We start from the raw sequence: 20,791 nt of genomic DNA on the forward strand, positions 1-20,791 counted from the left end.
CTTACTATTTAGTATTTCTCAGGTACTCGAATTACATCGCTGTGCTATAAATGTATATTAAAATCTTTTATTCACACTAATACCTTTTGTTTTTGTTTTATTTCTTTGGTTTCTTAGCACCGTACTTTGAACGACCTTGCATTCTGTTTTGAACAGCTGCAGTATCCAAAGCACCTCTGACAATGTGGTATCTTACCCCTGGTAAGTCCTTTACTCTACCACCTCTGATTAATACAACACTGTGTTCTTGTAGGTTGTGTCCGATACCTGGAATGTAAGATAAAACTTCCATACCATTAGTTAAACGAACTCTGGCAACCTTACGAAGTGCTGAGTTAGGCTTTTTAGGAGTCATAGTTCTTACTGAAGTACATACGCCTCTTTTTTGAGGAGAGTTAGCTTCTGTATAGCTTTTTTTGATGCTGTTGAAGTTACGACTCAAAGCTGGTGAATCAGATTTGTAAGTTTTAGATTTTCTTCCTTGTCTTACTAATTGATTAATTGTTGGCAAATTTTCCACCTCCTGAAATTATTTTATGCATAAAAAAAGAATATACAAGATATTCTTATTTATCCTTGTATATTCTATCATTAACATTATGATATGTCAAACAAATTCTTGATTTTTTGCATATTTTTATTTTAAATTCCAAAAATTTCTTTGTATCGTTCTTGAGAAGTTTTCGAACGTCTTTTAATATCCAAAATCTCAATATTATTTTCTATAATAACAGACAAAATATCATTAATACTACTGTTGTTTAAGCTTATCATATTTTTATCCATATTAAAACCCTTTGATTTCAAAACTGATGATAATTTTTCGTTATCGCTTGAAATAATCTCAATAAATTTTTCATTTTCCAAAACTTCTTCCAAAATTTTACCGTCTTTTAAGAATAAAATATTATTGGTGATTTCATCGATATCGTTTAAAGAGTGACTGGATATTAAAATTCCCTGTCCATCTTTTGCTTTCTTCTTTATAAGAGCCATCATCTTTATAACGCTAGTTGGATCAAGACCAGAAAGCGGTTCATCAAGCAATATAATATCTCTTTGTGGCAAGAAATCCATCGCAAGCATCAGCTTCTTTTTCATACCCAAAGAATACGAACCAGTCTTGCTTTTTACAAAGCTTTCAATTCCTATTTCTTTGATAACCCTATCCACATCATCCTTGGTTCTTTTATAGACATTTTTGATATAGTTCAAATAATCCATTCCGTACAAGTTTTCATCCAAGATTTTCTCATCTTTGAAAAAAGAAATATGATTAAAAATCTTCTCATCCTTAAACTCTTTGCCGTCTACCAAAACTTGTCCGCCATCTCTTTTGAGAAGATTGGTCATAGTATTCATCAAAGTAGTCTTACCAGATCCATTCGGGCCTACCAAAGCTTTGATTTGTCCTTTTTCAATACTAAAAGATATATCGTGAAGGATCTTTTTCTTTCCGTAACTTTTTTCAATATTTACAACTTCTAACATTATTTCCTCCTGCCAAATGAAACTCTGCCCAATACATAAAACAATATTGAACAAATCATAAGAACTACAACAGCCATCACCATCGTGTAAGAATTCTGTCTTATCAACGCCGACAAAAATCCCGTAGATACAAATCCCGAATCCACATAGTTAAATGGAACAAAAGATCCGATTGCTCCCATATACTTTAATGCAGTGAATGGTACAATAAACGCAATTATAGATATTAATATCGTAAATAGTTTGTTAGTAGCAGTGTACATAGAATTTACAAACATACTGATAAATATCGTAAACAACACAGTTATTGTAAAAGATTCTAGTATATACACCAGAAATGGACCAACATTTGAGTAAATAATTCCACCGTCCACAATATAGTTGATAATTGGAAAATCACTGTCTGCAAATCCACCCATAAAACCTCCAGCTAAGAATAATATCAATGCTGCAACGATGTTTATACCAATCGCGTATATTACGCTTTCTATAATTTTTGACTTGTACGATTTTGTTCGACTTACAGGAAGAACCGATTTTAGTTCAAGCTGCTTATTCGATTTTATAATAGTAGATGTGAACAGCAATAGCGCAAACACAATCAACACTACATTTAATTTAAGATAGAAGTAATCGTGTAACATCGCAAAAGCATTATTGCTCTCTGATATTCCATGAGTAATGTAGTAATTGATTTTAGGCAAAGTTCCCTTGAAACTATCCACATCAAAAGGATTATAATCAATTCCTAATTCCGGAATATAATATTTGTCAGTTGGCTTAATGTTATTGGTTATCATGTATTTTTGTTTGAAGAATGCTCCTTCAAGTGCAAAATCGTTGAATACGTCCACCATTCCAGTTGTTTCAGTGCCCATTCCTTGATAATATATATCATTAAATTTAGTTACTCTTTCCTTGTTCATATTGTTGAACTTTTGGGGAGATTTGTATCTATTTTCGTAAGCTTCGAAGTATCGGTTCTGATTTTCGCAAAATTCCAAAGTACCTGAATAAGAATTTATCATTTCCTTTGCTCTTTTGCTATTGCCGTATTGTGCCTTAATCTCATCAATATCCCTATATACCGAATTCTCCCTAGTAGAATTATGATCGGTATAGTTTTTAGTTTGAGTCGAATTAAAATTAGACCAATTGTTTTGTAGGCAGATATTTCCAACTAAAATGGCACACATGACAAACAATATCAAAAACCCATTAAATGATAGCACGCGGTTTTTCATGGAACCTTTTAAGTTGAATACATTTCGGTCTTTGTATGTATCATGTGATGTGAATTCTTTTCTTCTTTTCAAAAAAATCGTACCTATTGCTGTTATGAAAAGCATAAACACTGTAGCAATCACCGATTTTAACGAATACGATTTGAACAAACTAAGAGGATTGTATGCATGATTGAAAAAGTTAAAATCAATCAATAGCAAACTCATTATTAAAACCAAAGTAAAATACTTTACTTTGGTATTTTGTATAAGTTTATCAACAAAAGAAAACGCAAATCCAAACGCCATAGTGATTAATGCAAAAGGAAATACACTCTTAAAAAATGTAGACAAAGGCGTTCTCATAACGTATGAGTATTCGCGTATCGAACCAACTCTGTCCTTAACAGTCCAAATAACAAATGTAGAATCGTAGTGATATGATAAATCGCCCACGCCATTTCCAGTTAGTAAGGATGCCAATAATAATGTAAGTAAGGAAATAAAAATATACATCACAATCATACACATAATAATACCAAAATCGTTCGCTACATCCTTGATTTTGGAATTCGATGTTACGGAAGTTATATCATCTTCTCTCATTGTGAAAATCATCACAAAAGCTAGTAGAATTATCGGCACAGCTCCAAAAATCACACCAGCTTCATCAAATATCACTTTGCTGAAACTGTGATTGTCATTCTCGTCAATCAATCTATCTTCTACTGAGTTTCTCTCTTTCAAGAAATTTATGTAGCCTTCTCCATTCAGTACAGCTCTCCTGAGCTCCTTAGGATTATCCATGTTCTCATCTGTATTGTACTTATTATTCAGAGCATCCAATTCATTAGTGTACTTTATGATATCATTTTCATTATAATTAGATTTATTATACTTGTAGTTTTCGTCAAGCCCATAAGCTTTCATCAAGTTTTGTAGTATATTTTTCCCTTCGATTAGATACGCTTTGTGGTTTTCGTAGCTCTCCTTATCTGGTTCTTCTGGTGTTATTTTCTTCCAATCAGTTTTTTTGATGACGACATCATCCCAACTAATGTCATTAGAAATGAAGATATCACTTGAACTGAGAAAATCAAATGCATGGTTGGTTGTATTATAATGTAGGAAAAAAGCAACAATTCCCATAGTTATAGAAAACAGAATCAAAAATGGAATCATCTTGTATCTGTATAATTTTTTTAGTTTGTAAATAAACATTTTTGTCTCCTTATTGTTTCTTTAAATTTCCAGAGTATCTGTAATACAACGTACCCTCTTCTTCATAGTCTGGACGGATTGATTTTTTCAGTACTCCCTTGTAGCCAGATTTTTCATATTCCATTTCTACTCCAACATTTTCATGTGATAGTGAAACGTACTTATAATCGTCATCGACTTCTATCCCTGAACTCGAAATCGTTTCTGATTTATTTACAAGACTAGCATTAAGTCCAGCTATTACAACAAATACTACAGCCATTGTTGCAAATAGCTTTTTCATTGAGTATTTCATATTGTCTCCTTTCGTTATCAAGTAATAATTTATTTACCTTTAATTATATTTTAGTACAATAAAATAAAAAAACAATAGCTTTCCAAGCATTGTATACTTTTCTTAACTATTGTTATTTTTCCTTAGTTTTATTAAATTGATTTCTGGTCGATTAAATATCCTTGGAACGACCGTCTTTTCCTTGGCTAGTCCGCGTGACACTATAAGTGTATAATCGTCGCTATATCTTCCCCCTGCATATTTTGGAAACAAACCTTGACCCGGAGATATAATTCCGTTTAATATAAAAGGAAGTCTCCATTGTCCACCGTGAGTGTGACCCGATATCATCAAATCAAAATTTTTCAGATTTTTCTTGAAATAATAATCCGGTTTGTGAATCAAACATATATTAAAATTTTCTGAATTTAATTTTTCATCTAAAACGTCTAATTTGTTTTCATAGTTTTCCAATATTTCTCCAGATGAATCGTCCACTCCGATAAGTTTAATATTGTTTGATAAGAATACTTCTTCATTATTGAGAATTTGCACACCGTAATTTTTGATTGTCTCATCTATTTCTACCAGGTTTTCTATTCTTTTTTCGTGATTTCCGTGCACGTAGTATATCTTTTTGCCCAGTTGTTGCAGTTGTTCTAATAATTCAAATGCTTTTTTGGCTTTGAGCTTGTCGTCTACAATGTCTCCACCCAACAAAATCACATCACAATCGACCGATTTTATTTTATCCATTAATTTCTTTTGATTTATTCCATAATCGCATGAATGAAGATCCGATAAGAATAATATGTCCATATCACGGTCAATCTTTTCAGATTTTATTTCGTATTGTATTATGTTGATTTTGTACGATATCGATATTAATAAAAATAATAATATCAATGCGGATACAATTAAATACATTTTTCACCTCAAATAAAAAACCGAGCTACAAAAGCTCGGCTATTGGTGGCTCATCCGGGACTCGAACCCGGGACACCCTGATTAAAAGTCAGGTGCTCTACCATCTGAGCTAATGAACCACGACTACCTTTCTATGATAGCACAATAATATTGTTTTGTAAAGTGTTTTTTACAATTTTTTAAAAAAGAGCAGAATTATCACAAACTCTGCTCTTGATTTTACAATTTCACAATTTCTTCTTTGTCGAATGCAAAGTATTGTGCTATTCCATTTTTGTATTCTACGTCGATTTCTCCTTCGATTAAAGGAAGAATGTAGTCCATAAATTCGTCGTCGATTTGAAAATGGCTGTCTGTGTATTTTGGAATTATCATTTTGGTTTTGTTGGCAACTTTTTCTATATCAACAAGTTCGAATTCTGTCTTGTAAGGTTTGTTGGAAATTCTTTTGATTCCAACCATTTTACCTGAATGATTTTCTACACATTCTACAGAAAATTCTCCAACTTCAAATGATTCTTCAACGTCTGTCTTTGATGCAAATGACATATCACATCGTTGAAGTATGTTCAGTTCAATACTTCTAATTGGCATATCGTAAATTTCTTTTAATTTATCTCTGATTATGTGAGATGGTCCTTGCAATTGTGCATGGCCAAACTTGTCTTTCTTGCCAGATGTTTTGGATATGAAGTTATTTGAAGAATCTTTAATACCTTCACTTACCAAAATCAAAATGTTGTCCGTTCTTTTGAAGTTTTCATTGATTTCCTTGACTAGGTTATCAAATTCAAATGTATCTTCACTTATATACACAAGATCTGCTCCAAGGTTACAAAGTTTTTTGGAGATTGCTCCTGCTGCTGTTAACCATCCAGCGTATCGTCCCATGATTTCAACAATAGTTATAGTTCTGTAGTCGTAGATTTCGACATCTTTAGCTATTTCATAGACAGAATTTGCTACAAACTTCGCTGCAGAACCAAATCCTGGTGTATGGTCAGTTCCAAATAAATCATTGTCGATTGTTTTCGGAGAGCCCATTACATGAATATCTTCTCCAATTTTTTCGATGTATTTGGATAATTGATACACTGTGTCCATTGAGTCATTACCACCAATGTAGATAAAATAATTAATGTTAAATGATTTCAAAATTTCCACGATTTTTGCAAGTTTTTCTTCGCTATCTACTTTGTATCTGCAAGATCCCAATGCACTTGCTGGAGTGATTTTTAATCTGTTCAAATCTTCATCTGTTTTGATTTGTGCTTTCATATCTATGATTTTGGAATCTAATAATCCTTGCACGCCGTATAAAGCTCCGTACACATTGTCAAATCCTAATTCAATTGCTTTTTTATAACAACCAGCCAATGTTGCATTGATGGCACATGTCGGCCCACCTGATTGTGCTATTAATAAGTTTTTAATAATACCACTCCTTAATATTCTTCTTTTTCGAATCCTTTACCCAATACTTCGTATGCGTCATTTACCGTAATAAATGCACGAGGGTCAATCTTTTTCAATTTTTTCTTCAAATAAGCAACTTGTGCTCTCTTTAAAACGCAGAATATTATATCTTGTTCGTTATTCAAATAAGCACCTTCTCCGTGTAATAAAGTGACACCACGATTCATATCTTGCATAATAATATTTGCAACTTCTTCGTTTTTCGAAGTTATTACGAAAACTTGTTTAGTTTCACCTATTCCCAATTCGATTTTATCCAAAACTCTGTAAGCTACAAACATCGAAATAATAGTATAAAATCCTTTATCAATACCATACAATGCACTACCTATAGCTATGATTACTGCATTACAAGCCATGAGTACATTTCCTATTGAAATATCTTTTTCGTTTTTCATAATAGCAGCTATGATATCCAAACCACCACTGCATGTACCAAATCTAAAAAGCGTACCCATCGACGTGCCATTTATCGCTCCACCAACCACAGCTACAAGCATATCATCCTTTAAGATAAATGGATTTGGAAGATAGTGAAACAATGTCAAATACACTGACAACACAATCGTAGAAATCGCTGCGTAATTTACAAATTGTCTAGTTAAATACTTGTATCCAATAATCATAATTGGAATATTAAGCAAGAACACTGTAACTCCTGTAGGAATTCCAGTCATATATTGAACCAACAATCCAATACCAGTAGAACCACCACTTAGAAAGTTCTTTTGACTGAAGAAAAAGTCAATTGCAACGGCAGCCAATAAGTTAGCTAACAAAATAGAAATGATTTTCTTCTTAGCATCACTTCTGCTACCAAAATTTTTTACAAAAAAATCCGTTTTACTCATTATTTTATAAATCCTAATCTTTCTTTAATATATACATCCCATATAAACAAAGCCACAGCAATGACAACGAATGTGTATTTTTCATCCTTTACATCCAATGTAAACTTTTCGTAGATGCTGAAACCTTTCTTGTTTAATTCTATATTGCCAAAATCTAGTACATTGATATGTTTAAAATCAGAAATATCAATTACTTTGTCGTTGTCGTATTTAATAGTGTTAGACATATCAGACTCTAATGTAAAATTGACATTCTTGGAATTTATTACGTATTTTTTGTTATTATCATAAAAAATACGTTCAACCTTCATCACGACATCTTCGTTTTCATCGTAAAATACAAAGTTTGATCCCTTGTCAAAGCTTGACCCAATGAATGCATCAAAAAACGAGGTACTATTTCCTTCCTTGTATCCAGAATAAATAAGCTTATCATCCGATAAAATTCTAAATCTATCCTTTATGTCTTTGTTAATATAAAAATCGTAAATCATAATCAATCTTTCTTTGATAATTAAAAGTTTAATAATAAAAAATCAGGCCATAGGCCTGATTTATAAACTATTTACTCTTTTTCTTGTTAACTGCTTCTTTTAAAGATTTACCAGCTTTAAATACAGGCGCATTTGATGCAGGAATTTGAATTTTTTCTTCAGGATTTCTTGGGTTTCTTCCTTCACGAGCTTTTCTTTCTCTTGATTCAAATGTACCAAATCCTACTAATTGTACTTTTTCACCTTTTGCTAATGTTTCTTCAACAGTTTTAATGAATGCGTTTAAAGCTCTTTCGCTTTCAACTTTTGATAGCTCACTTTTTTTAGCTATACTAGTTAATAATTCAGATTTATTCATCTTTTCCTCCTCGTATAATATAGTTGTAGTAATAAATACTACATTTTATTCTCAATCCCACTTTCTTATGGGATAATAATTGTATAGATAGAGGTCGTAGTCTCCCTCCTTGAAGCTAGTCTTCCTATTTAAGGGTTACGCCTCTACTTTACGTCCTTATCAGTATGAGCTGGATAGCACATTTCGTTGCTGTATGTCTAACGAGGTTTGATTGTCGTAAAGTTCTTGAGGGTTCTTTCTCTATCTAAATTTATATTAAAGCTAGGTGATTTTATGTTTTACATTGGTGTTGATATTGCAAAGAATAACCACGAAGCCTCAATAATTGATTCTAATGGTAAACTTGTTTCTGAGTCTTTTTCTTTTTCTAATTCTATTAGAGGATTAGAGAAGTTTCAGAAATTTATTTCCTCTTTTTCGATTGATTTTAACAATTGTATTATTGGTATGGAAGCTACAGGTCATTATTGGCTGTCTCTTTATTCTTTCTTGATTGATTTAGGATTTTCTTGTATTGTTATTAATCCTATTCAGTCTGATGCTTTTAGAAAGATGTATATTAGACAGACTAAAAATGATTCTGTGGATTCTTTTGTTATCGCTCAAATTCTTAGGTTTGGCGAGTTTTCTGTTTCTCATTTTTCTGATGAGGATACTTTTGCTTTAAGAAATCTTTCTAGGTTCAGGTTTGCTCTTGTTGATGAAGCTTCTGATTGGAAGAGAAAGCTTGTTTGTATTTTAGATCAGGTTTTCCCTGAGTATTCTTCGCTTTTTTCTAATATTTATGGTGTGGCTTCTAAGGAGCTTTTGAGTAAGTATCCTTTGCCTGAGGATATGATTTCTATTCCTGCTGATGAGCTTGCTAAGATGTTGTCTAAGTGTAGTAAGGGTCGCTTTGGTATTGATAAGGCTAAAGAAATCCAAGAGAAAGCTTCTAATTCCTTTGGTGTTAAGTTTGCTTTGAAGTCTTTTTCTTTTCAAATCAAACAAATTATTGCTCAAATTTCTTTTCTTGAAGATCAGATTTTTGAGATTGAAGATGAAATTTCTTCTATGATTAATTCTTTATGCCCTGTTATTACTTCTATTACCGGTATTGGTGATGTCTTAGGTGCTGCTATTTTCTCAGAAATCGGTGATATTTCACGATTTGAGAGAGCTAATCAGTTGGTTGCTTATGCTGGTTTAGATGTTGCTGTTAAGCAATCTGGTAATTTTAATGCTACTGATACTAAGATTTCTAAACGTGGTTCTCCTTATCTTAGACGTGCTATTTGGCTTGCTGCTTGTGTTGCTGCTTTTAAAGATCCTGCTTTGTCTGTGTATTATCAAAAACTTAGACAAAGAGGTAAAGCTCATGGTACAGCTATTGGTGCTGTTGCTAGAAAACTTACTAACATTATTTTTGCTGTTTTGAGGGATAACAAAGCTTACATACCTAATATTTAGTTGTTGTGTAATTCTTATTAAATTTTTCTAAGCCTAATTTTTTAGGCTTGTTTGACATGCCTTAAATTTCAAGATAAATTATTTTTTATTTTCTCTTGACATTTGATAGCTGGTCTTAAATTTTCAAAATAGTTAAAACCTATTTTAAATACAGTATACAGTAATATTTTTTTTATTTCAAGTGTTTTGACTGGAAAAACAGCGTTTTTTTATTAAAAATTAGTAAATTTTTACGCCCATATCCTTTTTTTGTTTTTCAAATTCTTTTTGAACTTTTTCTTGGATAATTTTGTTGGAAATTGCTGTCTTAACGTTTTGTTTATTTGCATCAGTCATCTTATCTAATTCAGTAACTTTACTGTTAAGTTTGATGATGTGATATCCAAATTCTGTCTTAACAGGTTTTGAAACTTCACCTGGTTTCATTTTCTTCAATGCATCAGAAAATTCTTTTACCATTGTAGATGATAAGAAATCACCTAATTTACCAGAATTTTGCTTAGCTGATGGGTCTTCTGATTTTGCTTTGGCAACTTCATTGAAGTTCTTACCATCTTTTACTTCTTCGTAAGTTTTGTTTGCTAATTCTGATTTTGCTTTTAGCTTAGCGTCGTCCAAGTTTTTACCCTTGTCATCCTTACCAGAGAAAAGAATGTGATCTGCATTATATTGAGTATAAGTGTCTAAGTTTTTGTCGAATTCGTCTTTGATTTCTTTGTCAGATGGTTTGAAGTCTTTTTCAAATTGTTGAGAAAGTTTTTTGTTTTTCAATTGTTTTTCGATTTGTTCTTTCAAAGCTTGTTCTGTCATATTTTCTTTTTTAAGTTGTTCTTTGAATTTGTCTGCTCCACCTAATTGTTTTTGAAGCTTGTCAACTTCTGCTTGAACTTCCTTATCAGACACTTCAATTTTTTTATCCTTCATTAATTTGTTTGCGATTTTTTCGTTAATTAGCATATCAATGATTTTAGGTTGGATTTGCTTCAAAGCTTCCTTACCTTGTTCAGTGTTAGGGTTGAAAATATCTTGTCCATAATATTGTTTGTAATCTTCCATTACCTTGTCCACATCTTTTTGGTAGATGTATTCTTTGCCAATCTTTGCCACTGCTCCGTCTGGTTTTTTAGAACATCCTGTTACCATTACCATCATCACAGCTAATACAATTGCTAAAAATTTCTTCATTTTTCCTCCAATTATTTCTCATTATCCTTCAAAAGTATCGATAATACTTCGATAGGATCTCTTAAATTTTTGTCTTCAAATCCCAAAATGATTTTAGGTTTTTCTGACAAATCAAATCTCATTTCTTTCTTGTAATTTTCTGTCAAGTATTTTAATTTTTCTAATGAAATTTTGTCAGGAGAAGAAAATTGCAAGAAAAGTTCTCCCTTTATTTCTTTTATACTTTCAATGGATAATTTAGCACAGAAAGCTTTTATTATGGATACATCCATTATATTAACGATAGGCTTAGGAACATCTCCAAACCTGTCGATTAATTCATCAATTATTTCAGAATAATCATCTTCATCTTGTATAGATGCGATTTTTTTGTAGATATCAATCTTTGTTTCATTCTCAGAAATGTAATCTTCCGGAATGTATCCGTTGACTTTGATTTCGATTGTGACTGTATTCTTATTTTCAGAAATAGTCTCTCCCTTGGCTTCTCTGACAGCTTGTTCCAAAAGCTTCACATACAAATCATAACCGATTTTTGCGATGTGACCATGTTGGCTTTCTCCCAAAAGATTTCCAGCTCCTCTGAGTTCCAAATCCCTCATTGCGATTTTAAAACCAGATCCAAATTCTGTAAAGTCTTTTATTGCCATAAGTCGTTTTTCGGAAATTTCGGTTAATGATTTTTGCCCTTCATATGTGAAATAAGCAAACGAAGTTCTATCAGATCGTCCAATACGTCCCTTTAATTGATACAATTGCGACAAGCCCATCTTATCTGCATTATAAATTATCATTGTGTTGACATTTTGTATGTCAAGACCTGTTTCTATAATAGTTGTGCACAATAGTAAATCATAAATTCCATCTTGGAAGTCTAGCATTACATTTTCTAGCTCTTTTTCATTCATTCTACCATGAGCTATCGCTATGTTTAATTCAGGAACCAATTCTTTCAATTTAAATTCCATCTGATCAATATCTTCTATTCTATTATACACAAAATATATCTGTCCACCGCGGTCAAGTTCTCTGATTATTGCATCTCTTATCAAACTAGGATTGTACTCTGTAACATAAGTTGATATCGGAGTTCTGTCTTCTGGTGGTTCTTCCAACAAACTCATATCCCTAATACCCGTCAAACCCATCTGTAAAGTTCTAGGAATTGGAGTTGCTGACAGTGTAAGCACATCTACGTTTTCTCTCATAGATTTTAATTTTTCTTTGTGTCTCACACCAAATCTTTGTTCTTCATCAATTACTAATAATCCCAAATCTTTGAATTTCAAATTCTTCGACAGAATTCTATGAGTCCCCACCAATAAATCTACAAGACCTCTTTGCACATCTTTCATAATTTGTTTTTGACGTGCTGGAGAGACGAATCTACTCATCATTTCAACTCTGATAGGATAATCTCTGAATCGTTCTTTAATTGTGTTGAAATGTTGTTGTGCGAGAATTGTCGTTGGAACTAAGAAAGCAACTTGTTTACCGTCCATTATAGCTTTAAAACAAGCTCTGATTGCAACTTCTGTTTTTCCGTAACCAACATCACCACACAATAACCTATCCATTGGTCTGTCAGATTCCATATCTGTTTTGATTTCTTCAATAGATCTTACTTGAGAATCTGTTTCTTCATAAGGGAATGAATCTTCAAACTCTCTTTGCCATTCAGTATCTTGAGAAAACTGATATCCTTTTAACTTGGCTCTTTTTGAATATAATTCAACCAAATCATCTGCCATTTCATCGACTGATTTCTTAGCTTTTTGTTTTGCCTTTGCCCAATCATTTCCACTTAATTTATTTAATGAAGGCTTTTTGATGTTTCCACCGCCGATGTATTTTTGAACCAAATTCATTTGGTCTGTTGGAATCATCAGCCTATCGTTCGCCTTATATTGAATTACAATGTAATCTTTTTGAATTCCATTTACATCGATTTTTTCAATTCCCTTGTACTGTCCAATCCCGTGATTTTCGTGAACCACAAAATCGTCGATATTCAAATCAGAATAATTGACAATATCCTGACCAGTGCTTTTTTTCTTCTTACGTTTTCGAATTTGCTTTTCGCGTCCGAAAATTTCCTTATAAGTAATTATCAAATACTTAGGATCTTTTATTTCAAAACCATTTGGCAAATTCTTCTGAGTAATCAAAACCTGCGACGATTTGATATTTGCATTATAATCTTCAGCTTCAAGAGTTGGTATTCCGTTAGTCAAAAACAAATCCTTGAGCATGTTTTTGCGTTCGACATTTGCCGCAAACACAATTTGCTTGAATCCTCTTAAACTATTGGATTTTATATTTTCAACCAAACTGTCGATATTTTTGTTGAAGTTCGGAGCTTCCAACGTTTTAAGCTGATACATAGAATTCGATTCTATAAGTCTTGTTCTTTTAACCAAACTTGTAATATTAACACAAGTCTTTTCTTTAATTAATTTTAATATATCGGAAATCGGAATGAGAGATTGTTCGTGCTTGGATAGAACTTCTCCTTTTTCAACCAAGTACACGAAATCTTCCAAAAACCTCTTTTCTTTTTCCTTGTAAATATCATAACATCTGGACAAATCTTCAATCATCATTATGCTTTCATCAAGGAAATAATCGAAAATTGTATCGTAGTCTTTTTTCGTTAGAAAACACGACACTAAATCAATTTCATACTCCAAATCATTTCTGATGTATTCCATTAATTTTTCGAATTTGTCCTTGACATTGTCTATGTTTTCGCCAAAAATCGGATGATTAACCCTTTTATCCAGATTTTTCTGAATAGAATTAATAATGGATTCTTTCTTTGATTCTTCAATAATTAATTCGCTGCAACTAATGATGTCGATGAACTTGCAGTCTTCAATTGATCTTTGAGTTGATACTTCAAAAAACCTCATAGAATCTATCTCGTCATCGAACAATTCAATTCTGACAGGAAATCTGCTGTGAACTGGGAAAATATCCACAATTCCACCTCTTATAGCAAATTGTCCCTTTGATTCAATAGTGTCTACCCTTTCGTATTTCAACACCTTTAACTTTTCTTGAAGCTCTTCCAAATTTATTAAATCGGTGTCTTTAATAGTGAATGTGTATTTTTTGGCGACAGATTTTTTCGTGATTTTCTTGGTTAATGCGTCAAAAGTTGTTACGATAATAGGCTGTTCGTTGTTTAATAATTTGAACAACACATTTACTCTTTGGTTTTCGGCATTATCGTCCAGTGATTTTGCATTGTATAAGTTGAGTTCTCTGCTAGGAAAAAATTCACAGATATTGTCTTCAATATCGTTCAGATACTCTGTCAAATTCCTAGCTCTCATATTGTCTTCTACAATTACCACAAGAGGTTTGTCTATGTTTTTAGATGTTGCATACACGAAACTTGCAAAAGCTTCCTTAATGACACCGTGAATGTAAATAGACGAATTATCGGATGATAAAGAATTTAAATATCCCTGAAATTCTGTGTTATCCTCGTAAATTTTAGTTAAAAAGATCATATCAAACTTTTTCCATTGAAGTTATTCATAGCATAATCGACATTTTCTTCAACTATTTTGATACAAGCATCACTTGACATGTCGATTTCTTTCTTTAAAACTTCAAATTCCTTCTTGCTAAATTGTGACAACACAAAATCCTTCAAATCGTAATTGTTGTCATTTTGACCGACAGATACCTTGATTCTTGCAAAATCTTGAGATTGAATAAGATATATAATGGATTTTAACCCATTGTGAGTTCCTGCGGAGCCTTTCTTTTTTATCCTAATAGTTCCGAAAGGAATATCAATGTCATCGCAAATAACAATGAGATTTTCTGCTGATAAATTATAATAATTAAAACAATCCAATATAGCTTTTCCAGAATCATTCATATACGTTGAAGGTTTCATCAAAATCACTTTTTCGTTTCCGATAAATCCCTCACCAATCAATGATTTGAATTTTAGTTTATTCACTTTAATATTCAATTTTTTTGCCAAATCATCTATAACCATAAATCCGGCGTTGTGTCTTGTGTATTCGTACTTACTTCCTGGATTACCCAGTCCTGCGATTAAATACATATAATCATTCCATTTCTATCTTTTTTTATTATAAACCCAATCTTTTTTATTTTCTTGACGGCTTCTTCCAATTGAAAGTGCACCTTCTTCAACATCCTCAGTAATTGTTGTACCACAAGCAATGAAGCTGTCTTTTTTCAAAGTCACAGGAGCAATGACATTTGAATTAGAACCGACAAACACATTGTCTTCAACCACAGATCTGTGCTTGTTCTTGCCATCGTAATTTACGAAAATCACTCCGCAACCGATGTTGATATTTTCCTTCAAATCACTATCTCCAACATAAGCCAAGTGACCTGCTTTCGTTTTGTTGCCAACAGTTGAGTTTTTGATTTCAACAAAGTTTCCAATATGAACATTTTCTTTCAAAACGCTGTTTGGTCTCAAATGAGCAAAAGGTCCGATGTCTGTGTTTTTTCCTACAACAGAATTTTCGATGTATGATGATTTAATAACCACGTTGTCATCGATTTTAGAATTCACGATTTCGCAATCGCCCTTAATCAAACAATCACTACCTATTTCTGTGTTTCCATAAATCCTGCAAGGTCCAATAATCACAGTGTCCCTTCCGATTTTTACAGACGGTTCTATGATTACAGAATCTGCATTTGAAATTACAACGCCTTCTTCCATGTATTTTTCATTAACTCTTTGTTTTAAAATTTCTTCACAGAAATACAATTGAGCTTTTGTATTTATTCCATAAGTTTCGTTTACATCAGAATGTTTAAAAGTTTTGATAATTTTGCCGTCATTTCTGATGATTTCAAAAATATCTGTCAAATACATCTCGCCTTTTGAATTATCTGTACCGATTTTTTTAATCGACATCTTCAACACATCGCCATTTACAATCATCATGCCGCTGTTGAATTCTTTTATTAATAATTGCTCATCATTGCAGTCTTTTTGCTCAACGATTTTGAGCAAATTACCCTTTTCGTCCTTTACAATTCTTCCATATCCAAATGGATCGTCGATTTCACTTGTAAGAACTGTTGCAACGGAATTTTGTTGTTCATGGAAATCAAAAAACTTCTTCAACGTTTCTTGCTTTATTAATGGAGTATCTCCCGTTAAAATAATAACTTTATCGCCGTCATTTATTTCATCTAAACATAATTTAACGGCATACCCTGTTCCATATGGATATTGTTCTCCTATATTTTGTTTTACTAGATGAATACTTTCATCTAAGTTTTCTCTTAAAATATCGTAATTATTTCCGCCGACTACTATTTTCTGATCCACAAAATCACAAGCATCCATGACATAATCAATCATAGTCTTGTTCAAAAGTTTGTGTAAAACTTTTGAGTTGTGAGATTTCATTCTAGTGCCTTCTCCGGCAGAAAGTATAATAGCTTTCTTCATTATTCATCTCCTAAAAAATTATCACTACCATTATACTATAAAACAAGAATTTTTAAAGCATATAATGTTAAAATAAGTCAAAGATGTCAAATTATTTCCCAAAATTTGATATAATGTATGTGGTGATTATATGAAAAAATTTATATTAGTATTTTTAACATTAACAATGTTAGTTGGCTGTTCTCAAGAAAAAGGTGAAAATAAACCAGTTCCAAAAGATCCAGCACCACAAGTAAATGAAAATGCTGAATCTTCGTCTAAAGATTTTGAAAAACACGAAGCCACACTTTATGACAAATTTGACACAGTAATAAGATATAGTTTGTATACAAAATCTGAAAAAGAATTCAATGAGTATTCCAAGTTTATCAACGATGAATTTGATAGACTTCACAAACTATACAGCACTTACGAAAATTTTGATGGCGTGGATAATGCGAAGACAATCAACGATAACGCAGGAATTAAACCTGTAAAAGTCGACAAGGATTTGTTTGATTTAATCAAATGGTCAGTAGAAGATTATTCCAAATACAATAAGAAAACAAACATCGCATTTGGTTCTGTAACTGATTTGTGGAAACAGTACCGAGACAACGCTTTGGAAAAGAAAAAAATCGAAATTCCTTCAGCAGATGTTTTAAAAGAAAAAAATCTTCACACAAGTATCGACAACATCGTTTTGGATGAGCAAAACAGCACAGTTTTCTTGAAAGATAAAGATTCAAGACTAGACTTGGGAGCCACTGCAAAAGGATACGCCACAGAAAAAATAGCCCAAGAAGTAGAAAAACGCGGACTAAAATCGGGTATTATTTCAGCAGGTGGAAATGTCAGAACAATTGGAAAACCAATTATAAAAGGAAAAGACAGCTGGGTAGTTGCAATCCAAAATCCTAATTTGAATGAAGAGCCAGACAAACAATACGTCGCAATCTTGAAAATACCAGAAACAACATCTATGGTTACAAGTGGTGATTATCAAAGATTTTACGTTTACAACAACAAAAAATACCATCACATAATTGATCCAGATACACTAAATCCAGCAGATCATTTTAAATCAGTAACAATCGTCACAAAAGATTCTGGACTTGCAGATTTTCTATCTACAACAGTTTTCGTTATGAATTACGAAGAAGGTAGAAAATTGGTAGACTCTATCGATGGAGTTGAAGCATTTTGGGTATTAGAAAATAACGACATCAAATACACTGACGGCTTAAAAGACATTATGGAACTAGAACAGTAGAATTATTAAAATAGTATGATATTTTATTGAATATGTGATAGAATATTATTGTTATTAAATCAAACATAAGGAGGATTTTTATGCACCCAATGATAAAAAGATTTGTGGATTCAGAGTTTTTAGATGAACAACAAGCAGAATTCATCGAAAAAGCAATTGAAAACCACGAAAATATTATTATTTCAGGACATAGATCAACAGGAATTAGACAATTATTAGCTATTATGATGGGAATTGCTAAGAAACAATTCAAATCAGTTCAAGTTAAAGGATTAGAAAGCATGGACGAAGATGCTGAATACTATTTAATTCCTGGTATCGACACAGAAGAATTCGAAGATATCGTTCAAAAAGCATTCGATAAACCAAATTCTTCACTAATCACAATCAAAGAACCAGAACACCCATACTCAATTATGAAAATAATGAAAAAAGGTGGAAAAACTTCTGGAGACTACTCAAAAGTAGTAAACTTCTTAGAAGCTCGTAAAATAGATGGCGTTCCATTTATGATTAGTACAACAAAAATGACTTACAACGAAAAACATGGAATCGACAAAGATAAAGTTGAAAGATTCAAAGCTTTCTAATAATTGATTATTTAAATTAAGAGATAACTCATTGTGAGCTATCTCTTTTTTATTTTCCTAATTCAAGATTATTAAAGGGATCCAAGACATCAAAAAAGGCTTGGCCTGCTGGGGTTATGTGTAAATTTTTATCATAAACTAGATTTATTTGTCTTTTGAAATCACAATCTTCAATTTTTATGCACTTTATTAGTCCAGCTTCCTCTTCTAGTTGAGCCGATTTTTTCGACATAATAGAAACTCCTGCATTTTCTACAACTGCTTTTTTTATTGCCTCTTGATTATCTATTATAAGTTCTTTTTTAAATTTTACATCAACAACGCAAGATTCTAAAAATTTATATAGAGAAGATGTTTGTGATTTTGTAATAAATACTTGATCTTTTATGTCTGAGAGACTACATGTAGATTTTTCTGCCAGTTTGTTTTTGGTACTTACCACCAACACCATTTCATCTGTAAAAAATGGCTTAGAAATATATTTGTTTGTGTCAATTTTTACATAATGAGATAAAAATACAAATTCAATTTCATTTTTTTCTAGCTTTTTAAACAAATCTTTTGACGAACCTACTGTCATATTAATATTAACATTTGGATATTTGTCTTGAAAAATTTTAATAAACTTAGGCATCAAATAAATTCCAATAAAATTTGTTGAACCAAAATAGAGAGTTCCCTGGTTTAGGTCTTCAATTTGCTTAATAAGTTCTTGAGATTTTTGATATGTTCTTACTATAGCTTCTGCATATTTTATAAAATATTCTCCTTGAATTGTCAGGCTTACAGTTTTTCCATTTCTATCAAACAAATATACACCTAACTCTTGTTCTAGACTATCTATATGTTTGCTTATTGCTGGTTGAGACAAATATCTAAGATCAGCCGTTTTAGTAAAGCTTTTACATTCTGCCAAAACTAAAAAAGATTCTAATTTGCTAATATCCATTTTTTCACCTCTGATTTTTTCTAAGTCTATTATAACAAATAGTTATTGTTATCAAAATAAAATAGAATTGTGTTATAGATATTTGTGTAATATAATTAACGTAACAAATTTAGAAAGGTTGGTAATTCTTATGAAAACGAAATCACCAAGTAAGAAAAAAGCTTCAACTGGTGCAAAAATCGGCGGTATAGTTGCTGTAATATTATTTTTTGTACTACTGTTGATGCCTACTCCTAATGGCATGAGTCCTGAGGCACAAAAATCTCTAGCAGTTTTTGTGTTTGCTCTAATAATGTGGGTAGCTCAGCCTATTCCAATTTATCAAACTTCAATAATTGGAATTTTGATTTTGCCTATGATAGGAGCAGTCGAAAAACAAAAAGTTACATTTGGAGCTTTGGGATATGATATTATCTGGTTGATGGTAGCTGCATTCGTATTAACTTCTGCCATTAACGAAACAAATCTTGGCAAGCGTCTTGCGTTATCTATGCTTACAAAATTTGGCAAGACTCCTAAAGGAACACTTATTGTACTTATGTTGGTTAATTTTATCCTAGCATTTTTCATTCCATCAACAAGTGCCAGAGCTGCATTGCTTACTCCAATAATTATGATTTTATTAGAAATCTATAAACAAGTACCTGGAGAAAGCAATTTGGGTAGATTAATAACTTTGCAAGGAGTTATGAGCAACCACTTAGCAACTTCCATGGTTATTACAGCGACTTCTAGTCAGCTTTTAGCTGTTGGTTTTATCAACAAGATGACTGGATCAAACTTAGGATATATGGATTGGCTTTTAGGATCTATGCCGCAAGCTTTAATTACAGCTTTTATAGCTTTTCTAATTGGCTACAAAATGTATCACATTAAAGACTTAAATATAGGTGGAGAATCAACTAAAGAAATTTTGAAGCAGCAATTAAAAGAACTAGGCCCAATGACTATTGCTGAAAAGAAAACAGCTATCATATTTGCTCTTACCCTACTTTCTTGGGCAACAGGTGACTATCAAGAAAAATTATTTGGTTTTAGTATCTCAACTGAACAAACTGCAGTGTTAAGTATGCTTTTATGCCTTCTTCCTAAAGTTGGCGTGATTGATTGGAAACAAGCAAACATAAAATGGAATTTAATGATTTTCTCAGCTGGAGCTTATGCAATTGGAAATGCATTTAATGATTCTGGCGGAGCAAGTTTTGTTATTCAAAACTTTGTTGAAAAAATCGGTCTTAACACTTTAAATCCTAATCTTGTTGCTGTGATACTTATATTTATAACTATTTTCAGCCACTTAATCTTTACAACGAAAACAGTTAGGGCAACAATCTTGATTCCAACAATTATAACTTTAGCAAAATCTTTGAACATTGATCCAGTTCCTTTGGCAATGGCTTGTTCGTTCGGTATAGCTTATACGTTAACTCTACCACCTCACTCAAAGGTGAATGCATTATACTTGAGTCTTGGTTACTTTGATGTGAAAGATGAACTTAAACTTGGTCTAATAACTTGCTTTATTGGCTCAGTTGTTATTTCACTGTTGTACTTTACTTATTATCAAATAATATTTTAATTGTG

Annotated in this window: 18 protein-coding genes and 1 tRNA gene; 4 read left to right on the plus strand and 15 right to left on the minus strand. The window is 32.0% G+C overall.

Features of this window, described 5'->3' with window-relative positions; genetic code table 11:
- Positions 1-97: 97 nt before the first annotated feature.
- The 10 genes from rpsL to HMPREF0391_RS02985 form a co-directional block, all read right to left on the minus strand.
- Complete coding sequence (rpsL, locus tag HMPREF0391_RS02940) at positions 98-511, minus strand: 30S ribosomal protein S12 (protein ID WP_002835374.1); 414 nt, start codon at positions 509-511, stop codon at positions 98-100.
- A 131-nt stretch (positions 512-642) separates the two neighbouring features.
- Positions 643-1,491, minus strand: coding sequence for an ABC transporter ATP-binding protein (locus tag HMPREF0391_RS02945; protein ID WP_002835375.1), 849 nt, complete (start codon positions 1,489-1,491; stop codon positions 643-645).
- Complete coding sequence (locus tag HMPREF0391_RS02950; protein ID WP_002835376.1) at positions 1,491-3,935, minus strand: ABC transporter permease; 2,445 nt, start codon at positions 3,933-3,935, stop codon at positions 1,491-1,493. The genes HMPREF0391_RS02945 and HMPREF0391_RS02950 overlap by 1 nt, the downstream gene beginning before the upstream one ends.
- Before the next feature lie 10 nt (positions 3,936-3,945).
- The gene (locus tag HMPREF0391_RS02955; RefSeq protein WP_035109240.1) at positions 3,946-4,230 is read right to left on the minus strand and encodes a hypothetical protein; all 285 of its coding nucleotides are present in this window, start codon (positions 4,228-4,230) and stop codon (positions 3,946-3,948) included.
- A 102-nt stretch (positions 4,231-4,332) separates the two neighbouring features.
- A complete protein-coding gene (locus HMPREF0391_RS02960) occupies positions 4,333-5,136 on the minus strand; it encodes a metallophosphoesterase (RefSeq protein WP_002835379.1) in 804 nt (267 codons plus the stop codon).
- 43 nt (positions 5,137-5,179) lie between these two features.
- Positions 5,180-5,255 (minus strand) — tRNA-Lys (locus HMPREF0391_RS02965).
- Between the two features lie 100 nt (positions 5,256-5,355).
- Positions 5,356-6,603 carry a diphosphate--fructose-6-phosphate 1-phosphotransferase gene (locus HMPREF0391_RS02970; protein WP_329503266.1) on the minus strand — a complete coding sequence of 416 codons (1,248 nt, stop codon included), beginning with the start codon at positions 6,601-6,603 and terminating at the stop codon, positions 5,356-5,358.
- Complete coding sequence (locus HMPREF0391_RS02975) at positions 6,582-7,463, minus strand: YitT family protein (protein WP_002835381.1); 882 nt, start codon at positions 7,461-7,463, stop codon at positions 6,582-6,584. The genes HMPREF0391_RS02970 and HMPREF0391_RS02975 overlap by 22 nt, the downstream gene beginning before the upstream one ends.
- On the minus strand, positions 7,463-7,957 hold the full coding sequence (locus tag HMPREF0391_RS02980) for a hypothetical protein (protein ID WP_002835382.1): 495 nt from the start codon (positions 7,955-7,957) through the stop codon (positions 7,463-7,465). Before HMPREF0391_RS02980 ends, HMPREF0391_RS02975 begins: the two co-directional genes overlap by 1 nt.
- A gap of 67 nt (positions 7,958-8,024) precedes the next feature.
- Positions 8,025-8,336: an HU family DNA-binding protein gene (locus tag HMPREF0391_RS02985; RefSeq protein WP_268890123.1), complete on the minus strand. Its 312-nt coding sequence runs from the start codon at positions 8,334-8,336 to the stop codon at positions 8,025-8,027.
- Between the two features lie 252 nt (positions 8,337-8,588).
- Here HMPREF0391_RS02985 and HMPREF0391_RS02990 point away from each other — a divergent pair, with 252 nt between their 5' ends.
- Positions 8,589-9,764, plus strand: coding sequence for an IS110 family transposase (locus HMPREF0391_RS02990; RefSeq protein ID WP_002835052.1), 1,176 nt, complete (start codon positions 8,589-8,591; stop codon positions 9,762-9,764).
- Positions 9,765-9,983: 219 nt separating this feature from the next.
- On the opposite strand, the gene HMPREF0391_RS02995 is transcribed toward HMPREF0391_RS02990, so the two are convergent.
- Genes HMPREF0391_RS02995 through glmU form a run of 4 tightly spaced genes read right to left on the minus strand, consistent with a single transcriptional unit; the run spans position 9,984 to position 16,416 of the window.
- Entirely contained in the window at positions 9,984-10,949 is a 966-nt protein-coding gene (locus HMPREF0391_RS02995; RefSeq protein ID WP_002835384.1) for a peptidylprolyl isomerase, read from the minus strand.
- Between the two features lie 11 nt (positions 10,950-10,960).
- Positions 10,961-14,467, minus strand: coding sequence for a transcription-repair coupling factor (gene mfd, locus HMPREF0391_RS03000; RefSeq protein WP_002835385.1), 3,507 nt, complete (start codon positions 14,465-14,467; stop codon positions 10,961-10,963).
- Positions 14,464-15,036: an aminoacyl-tRNA hydrolase gene (gene pth / locus HMPREF0391_RS03005; RefSeq protein WP_002835386.1), complete on the minus strand. Its 573-nt coding sequence runs from the start codon at positions 15,034-15,036 to the stop codon at positions 14,464-14,466. The genes mfd and pth overlap by 4 nt, the downstream gene beginning before the upstream one ends.
- Before the next feature lie 15 nt (positions 15,037-15,051).
- Positions 15,052-16,416 (minus strand): bifunctional UDP-N-acetylglucosamine diphosphorylase/glucosamine-1-phosphate N-acetyltransferase GlmU, encoded by a 1,365-nt coding sequence (gene glmU / locus HMPREF0391_RS03010; RefSeq protein ID WP_002835388.1) that lies wholly within the window; start codon positions 16,414-16,416, stop codon positions 15,052-15,054.
- A 130-nt stretch (positions 16,417-16,546) separates the two neighbouring features.
- Between glmU and HMPREF0391_RS03015 the strand changes: the two genes are divergently transcribed.
- Complete coding sequence (locus tag HMPREF0391_RS03015; RefSeq protein ID WP_002835389.1) at positions 16,547-17,668, plus strand: FAD:protein FMN transferase; 1,122 nt, start codon at positions 16,547-16,549, stop codon at positions 17,666-17,668.
- Between the two features lie 89 nt (positions 17,669-17,757).
- Positions 17,758-18,258 (plus strand): hypothetical protein, encoded by a 501-nt coding sequence (locus HMPREF0391_RS03020; protein WP_230454534.1) that lies wholly within the window; start codon positions 17,758-17,760, stop codon positions 18,256-18,258.
- A gap of 49 nt (positions 18,259-18,307) precedes the next feature.
- On the opposite strand, the gene HMPREF0391_RS03025 is transcribed toward HMPREF0391_RS03020, so the two are convergent.
- On the minus strand, positions 18,308-19,207 hold the full coding sequence (locus HMPREF0391_RS03025; protein ID WP_002835391.1) for a LysR family transcriptional regulator: 900 nt from the start codon (positions 19,205-19,207) through the stop codon (positions 18,308-18,310).
- Positions 19,208-19,337: 130 nt separating this feature from the next.
- On the opposite strand from HMPREF0391_RS03025, the gene HMPREF0391_RS03030 reads away from it, so the two are divergent.
- Positions 19,338-20,786: an SLC13 family permease gene (locus HMPREF0391_RS03030; RefSeq protein WP_002835392.1), complete on the plus strand. Its 1,449-nt coding sequence runs from the start codon at positions 19,338-19,340 to the stop codon at positions 20,784-20,786.
- Positions 20,787-20,791: the final 5 nt, after the last annotated feature.

This window comes from Finegoldia magna ATCC 53516, from assembly GCF_000159695.1.
GTDB lineage: Bacteria > Bacillota > Clostridia > Tissierellales > Peptoniphilaceae > Finegoldia > Finegoldia magna_F.